Here is a 5,930-nt window from a genome sequence, read left to right as displayed (position 1 = left end):
CGTGCCGACGAGTCGGGCACGGTCGTAGAGGTAATCAACCCCGAAATGCTGGTTGATCTGACGGCAAACGCCGAGATGACCACTGTTGCCGACGAGGTGACAGCGAGCCTGAAGGCCGTTCTCGACACCGTCGCGGCAGGCGCTTAACCCTCCTGGGTACCCGCCGAGGTCGGGCCGCGCGACTCCGCTGGTCCTCCCACGCGCGCGGTGCCGCATCCGAGCGCCCGGGCTGGCGTAGGGGCGGCCGCGCACCGACAATGAGGTCATGCCCAGCGAACACCTGTCCCTGCCAGCGGACACGGATCTGTTCCTGGACACCCTTGCGGCCGTAGCACCCGGGACCGCCCTGCGCGACGGGTTGGAACGCATCCTGCGCGGTGGCACGGGTGCGCTGATCGTGCTGGGCCACGACCCCGTCATCGAGTCCATGTCCGGCGGCGGATTCATCCTGAACGTCGAGTTCACCGCAACCAGGTTGCGTGAGCTCGCCAAGATGGACGGCGCGATCATTTTGTCCACCGATGCCAACATCATCGTGAGCGCCGGTGTCCACCTCCTGCCTGACGGCTCGCTACCTACTGAGGAATCCGGGACCCGGCACCGAACCGCGGATCGGGTCTCCCAGCAGTCGCGATTCCCGGTGCTGAGCGTCAGTGGCTCGATGAAGACCGTTGCGCTCTACGTCGACGGCAATCGTCACGTGCTGGAGGAATCCGCCGCGATCCTCTCGCGGGCCAATCAGGCACTGGCCACGCTCGAGCGATACAAGTCACGCCTGGACGAGGTCAGCGCAACGCTGTCGGCGTTGGAGATCGAGGACCTCGTCACGATCAGGGATGTCGCCATCGTGGCGCAGCGACTCGAGATGGTTCGGCGAATCGCGGCGGAGATCGCCGACTACGCCGTTGAACTTGGAAGTGACGGCCGGTTGATGTCGCTGCAACATGCGGAATTGATCGCTGGTGTGGAGTTGGACCGCGCCCTGATTGTCGGTGACTACCTGCCGAACGCGGCCATCGATTCCGGGTCGGTCGCGCAGTCGCTGTCGGTGTTGGACTCGCTGTCTGCGTCGGAATTGCTCGACCTGGTCCTAGTGGCGAACGCCCTGGGCCTTGATGGATCCGCCGAGGGTTTGGACGCTGCCTGCGCGCCGCGGGGATACCGCCTGCTCGCACGCGTTCCACGACTGCCTGAGTTTGTTGTCGAACGGCTCGTCGAACATTTCCAGACCCTTCAGCGCCTATTGGCCGCCAGCACTGACCAACTCAGAGCCGTGGAAGGGGTTGGCGACGCGCGCGCCCGAAGCATCCGCGAGTCGCTGGCCAGAATGGCCGACTCGACGCTGTCCGAGCGCTACGTGTGACCCGTGGCCGGAGCTCTGCCCCAGTCGGCGGTCGCAGTTGCCGGTCTAACCAGCGAGCTCGAAGCTGACTTTGGTGCTCTTGGCGGCACCGTTCTTCGCCTCGACGTCGTACCCGCCCGCTGTTGCCTTGGTTGGGTTGTCACAGCTGGCCGCGGTCACTTCCTGGCTCCAGGTTGCCTGCACCCGGTAGGTAGCGCCCGGCGGGATCGACTCGACCTGGTCGCCACCGGCGGGGCTGCAATCGTCGCTGGACCAGACGGCTTCTCCACCGCTGGTGACAGCGATCGAGTTGACCTTGGGCCCGACGTTGCGAGTGCAGTCGACCGCAGACGTGTTCTTGATGTTCATCTGGAAGGTGATGGGGGTGCCAATCGCGATCGATGGCTTGGGAACCGTGGCCGTGACCTCGATATCGGAGTCTGCGCACTCAGCACCGGTAGCGGTCGCCGACGGCGATGCGCTGTCGGTTGGCGATGCGCTGTCGGTAACCACCGGCGTGGGCGAAACACTTGGGGCGACGGTGCCGGTGTTGTCTCCACCCGAACATGACTTGAACACAACGAAAATCAGAATCAGGCCGACCAATATGGCGAGGCCCACCAGCAGCCGTCGACGCCAGTAGGTCGAGGGCGGTTCAGGTCCTACTGGATTAGCTACGCTGCTCACCCGGCAACGCTAACAAGCGACCTGCCGACCGACGACGGCGGCGCGCCATGTCACGATCGGCTGATTATGTCCGCGCACCAACCATTTCGCACAGTGTCACAAACTCGTGACGGGCAGTTAGTGGATGTCCCCGGGCTGGCTATCTCCTGGTTCGCGGCCAACGCCCGTGACCTGCCGTGGCGCAACAACGGATGCTCTGCGTGGGGCGTCCTTGTTAGTGAAGTGATGTTGCAGCAGACACCCGTCTCCCGGGTTATTCCGGCCTGGAACACGTGGATGAGCACTTGGCCGCAGCCAGCGGATTTGGCCGCGGCAACCAACGCGGACGTAATTCGTGCCTGGGACCGACTTGGGTACCCGCGTCGGGCACTGCGGCTGCGCGCAGCGGCGATTGTCATCCGCGACGAGCACGGCGGCGACGTCCCTATTGAGTATGAGCAACTGATCACCCTGCCCGGCGTTGGTGACTACACGGCTGCTGCGGTTGCGGCCTTTGCACACAAGCAGCGGGCGGTCGTGCTGGATACCAACGTCCGTCGTGTCATTGCCCGGGTTATCGAAGGTCAACCGATGCCAGCGTCTTCGGCGCCGACCAAGCTCGAGCGACAGATGGCCGAGGAGTTGCTGCCCGACCGTCCGGCCGACGCGGCGCTTTGGTCAGTCGCGGTTATGGAGCTGGGCGCGTTGCTGTGCCGACCGACGAGCCCGGCCTGCGACGCCTGCCCGTTGGCGCAGCAGTGCCTCTGGCGCCAGCGCGGGTTCCCGCCGGCACCGGAACGCAAGCGCGCGAGTCAGGGGTTTGAAGGCACTGACCGCCAGGTGCGCGGACGGATCATGGCGATGTTGCGCGCACGGCACGACCCGGTTGCTCTCGACGACCTCACGAGTACCTGTACCGATCCGATCCAGCGTGCGCGAGCACTCGACGGACTAGTCGCCGACGGGCTGGTGGAACCACTGGCGGGCGGGAATTTTCGGTTGCCGCAGTGACCCCGCGGCGTCGCACTACCGACGGGAGATCGTGAATGTGGGCTTGGCTTGATTGCCCGATCCTTCGGACCGCTGGCAGCGGAATGCGTCTGGGACGCGGCAGGTGTATCCGTTCGAGCCAAACAGCGGGTTGTCCCAACTGATCTGAAGCTCGTCCCGCGGCCCGTTATCACCGATTCGGAACTCGGCTGACCCGTCCACGCCTGCGCCGTTACTCTGCGTTCGCCAGTCCGAGCGCCCGCCGGCCGCTACCGGTGATTCGGGGGCGTTCGACCACTCGCCAGAGTCCAGCGTCGCTTTGGTGCAGAAGAGCCTGGCGCTGGTTTGGTTTTGCAACGTCACCGCCACCGAGCGGTTGCTTGAGGTGTTGCCAACCGGCGGATGGGTCGCCATTCGGGCCTTGCCGTTGACCAGGCTGCAGTCAGTCCACGGCGCATCGTGGGTTATCGCGCGGACGATCTCGTCTCCACGGGCGTCTCCGTACTTGTCCCCGATTGCCCGCTGTACCTCGCGCCAAGTGAACTTGGCCTGCTTGCGCGCGCCGCGAACGGCGGCCTGGAAGTTGTCGCCGACCAGACTGCGGGGGTATTTGTCGGTAGGCGTCGCCGTGCCGTTGTTTGGGTTGATCTTTCCGTTATCCTTCGCCACGTTGCTGTGGGTGACTCGGTTCTTGCATTCGTGCAGCGGCAGGCTGTCATCGCAGCCGGTGAGTAGGCGATCCGGGATTGAGTACTTGGCGGGCGTCGGGTACTCGAAGAACGCGGGAATCTCGTCACGGTTGAGACCTGGCGGATTCGTGACGCTGATTGGTCCGGCGGCCGCCTCATCGCCCCAGTTGCTGTGTGACCAGAAGTCCTCGGCGAGGTGCAGTGCACGTCCCAAACCATTGAGCACTTCGCACTTGGCAGGTTGCTTGAGGTCCGGTTCAAAGCCGTACTTGCAGTTATTGATGTTGGTTTCGCGCGGGTTCAGTCGCTTGTCAGTCCCGACTAACTCACCAGCCTGATTGACGGATCGGCGCAAGAGCGACTCGTAGTACTCGACGCACTTCTTGATCTGCTTGTCAGCGCTCGCGCGACTGTGCGGGTAGCCGGGCCGATCCAGGTAATCGCCATCGTCACAGTGCTTGTAGCCCGGACCGAGACCCTTGAGTGGCACGTTCGACGAGTCAACCGGGTTGTCCGGCGCCCCGACCGCGCCCAACTCACGATCCTTGCCAGCGAGTTCATCGAGGGTGCGCGGTTGAAAGTCGCGCTTCTCCAAGCCATCGGTCGCCGCCTTGCCAAGCACGCGAGTGATCCGCTCGTGCTCACCGTTTTGGCCCAGTCCGTTGACCGTCCCGAAGCCCTGTGCGGTCGTTGAGCTGCTGAGAACTAGGGCAGCACCCACCAGCGCGATCGCGGCGCCAGCTGCCAACGAGCCCCTGACTTTCGAACCGTTCCAGTTCATGCCATTCCCGCCCTGAGTTCGCCCTCCCGACCAGCACGGGAGGGCATTGACGGTAACAAGGGTGGGCAACTTTCGACATGGTCTTTGCGGACGGATTCCTTTTCGTTTGCGACCCAGGTCGTTACATCGGGACCTGCGGTGGTTCTTCACCTGTTGCCCTAGCCAGGTGTCGTCGTCTGCGCGTAGTGTGATGCAGGTCTCATCTATTTAGGTGAAAGCCGCTGAGTACATCTTGATTACGACGCGGTGGGGTATCGCTAAGGAGAGGCGTCCCGTTATGGGTGTTGGCCGTGTGGGTGCGGTTCTCGCGGCAGCGACGTTGCCGTTGGCGTTGCTGGCCAGCGGTCCGGTCAGCGGACCTAAACGGTTCAAGAAGACAATCCACCGCACGACCACGTTCGCCAAACTGAAGCCAGGCCACTACACGGTCCGGGCGGCCACCGTTGCTGCGCAGGCGGGGACGGCCGTGCCCACCCCGAGAGTGAAAACAATCAAGGTCAAGAAGAAGAAGAAGACCAAGAGGGCCTCAATCAAATACACCTTCAAAGCCAATCCAGTCTCCCCACCAACTGTGGCCGCTGGTGACTACCATTCGTGCTCGCTTTTGACCGGCGGAGCCGTGAAGTGCTGGGGTTACAATTTCTTCGGTCAACTCGGTAACGGCACCACTACCAACTCCACCTCCCCGGTCGCAGTATCGGGGATCAGTACGGCCACCTCAGTCGCGACCGGCTCCTACCACTCCTGCGCGCTGTTGACGAGTGGAACCGTGAAGTGCTGGGGAAACAGTGACGATGGGCAGCTCGGTTACGGGACCACCACCAAATCCTCCACCCCCGTGACCGTGTCGGGGATCAGTACGGCCACCTCAGTCGCGACCGGTTCCTACCACTCGTGCGCGGTGTTGACGAGTGGAACCGTGAAGTGCTGGGGATACAACGGCTTGGGTCAACTCGGTAACGGCACCACCACCAGTTCCGCCTCCCCAATCACGGTGTTGGGGATCAGTACGGCCACCTCAGTCGCGACCCGTGGCGACCACTCCTGCGCGGTGTTGACCAACCGAACCGTGAAGTGCTGGGGAAACAACGGCTTGGGTCAACTCGGTAACGGCACCACCATCAACTCCTCCACCCCCGTGACCGTGTCGGGGATCAGTACGGCCACCTCAGTCGCAACCGGTTCCTACCATTCCTGCGCCAGGCTGAGCGGCGGAACAGTGAAGTGCTGGGGAAACAACGCAAAGGGGCAGCTCGGCAACGGCACCACCACCAGTTCCGCCACCCCAGTCACAGTGCCGGGTATCAGCTAGGCCCCATAAGTTGCAACCGGTTAGGCCACTCCTGTGCCAGTTTGGGCGGCGGAACCGTGGAGTGCTAGGGAACTCCCGTCCGATCAAACGTGCGTGATCGCTTGACGGCCTGGTCGCCGACGGATTGGTGGAGCCGTTGGCAGGCGAGCA

At 63.5% G+C, this 5,930-nt stretch carries 5 protein-coding genes; 3 read left to right on the top strand and 2 right to left on the bottom strand.

The genetic code is table 11. The features are described 5' to 3' along the window. Positions 1-265: 265 nt before the first annotated feature. Positions 266-1,363: a DNA integrity scanning diadenylate cyclase DisA gene (disA, locus tag KAZ48_03420; GenBank protein ID MBP7971825.1), complete on the top strand. Its 1,098-nt coding sequence runs from the start codon at positions 266-268 to the stop codon at positions 1,361-1,363. A 45-nt stretch (positions 1,364-1,408) separates the two neighbouring features. Here the strand turns inward: disA and KAZ48_03415 are convergent, their stop codons facing one another. Continuing rightward, positions 1,409-2,029, bottom strand: a complete 621-nt coding sequence (locus KAZ48_03415) for a hypothetical protein (GenBank protein MBP7971824.1) — start codon at positions 2,027-2,029, stop codon at positions 1,409-1,411. A 66-nt stretch (positions 2,030-2,095) separates the two neighbouring features. Here KAZ48_03415 and KAZ48_03410 point away from each other — a divergent pair, with 66 nt between their 5' ends. Continuing rightward, complete coding sequence (locus tag KAZ48_03410; GenBank protein ID MBP7971823.1) at positions 2,096-3,019, top strand: A/G-specific adenine glycosylase; 924 nt, start codon at positions 2,096-2,098, stop codon at positions 3,017-3,019. 15 nt (positions 3,020-3,034) lie between these two features. Here KAZ48_03410 and KAZ48_03405 read toward each other — a convergent pair whose 3' ends face one another. Beyond that, positions 3,035-4,468, bottom strand: coding sequence for a hypothetical protein (locus tag KAZ48_03405; protein ID MBP7971822.1), 1,434 nt, complete (start codon positions 4,466-4,468; stop codon positions 3,035-3,037). A 211-nt stretch (positions 4,469-4,679) separates the two neighbouring features. Between KAZ48_03405 and KAZ48_03400 the strand changes: the two genes are divergently transcribed. Then, entirely contained in the window at positions 4,680-5,780 is a 1,101-nt protein-coding gene (locus KAZ48_03400; protein ID MBP7971821.1) for a hypothetical protein, read from the top strand. Positions 5,781-5,930 lie beyond the last annotated feature (150 nt).

The organism is Candidatus Nanopelagicales bacterium (genome assembly GCA_018003655.1).
In the GTDB taxonomy this organism is placed as follows: Bacteria; Actinomycetota; Actinomycetes; order S36-B12; family UBA10799; genus JAGNDY01.
The sequence above is the reverse complement of the archived record's forward strand: the minus strand, read 5'-3'. Positions and strand labels throughout refer to the sequence as shown.

What these genes read in the sequence shown, in the direction of transcription:
- KAZ48_03405 (MBP7971822.1), bottom strand. Translation starts at nt 4,468, where the DNA reads ATGAACTGGAACGGTTCGAAAGTCAGGGGCTCGTTGGCAGCTGGCGCC.
- disA (MBP7971825.1), top strand. Translation starts at nt 266, where the DNA reads ATGCCCAGCGAACACCTGTCCCTGCCAGCGGACACGGATCTGTTCCTG.
- KAZ48_03410 (MBP7971823.1), top strand. Translation starts at nt 2,096, where the DNA reads ATGTCCGCGCACCAACCATTTCGCACAGTGTCACAAACTCGTGACGGG.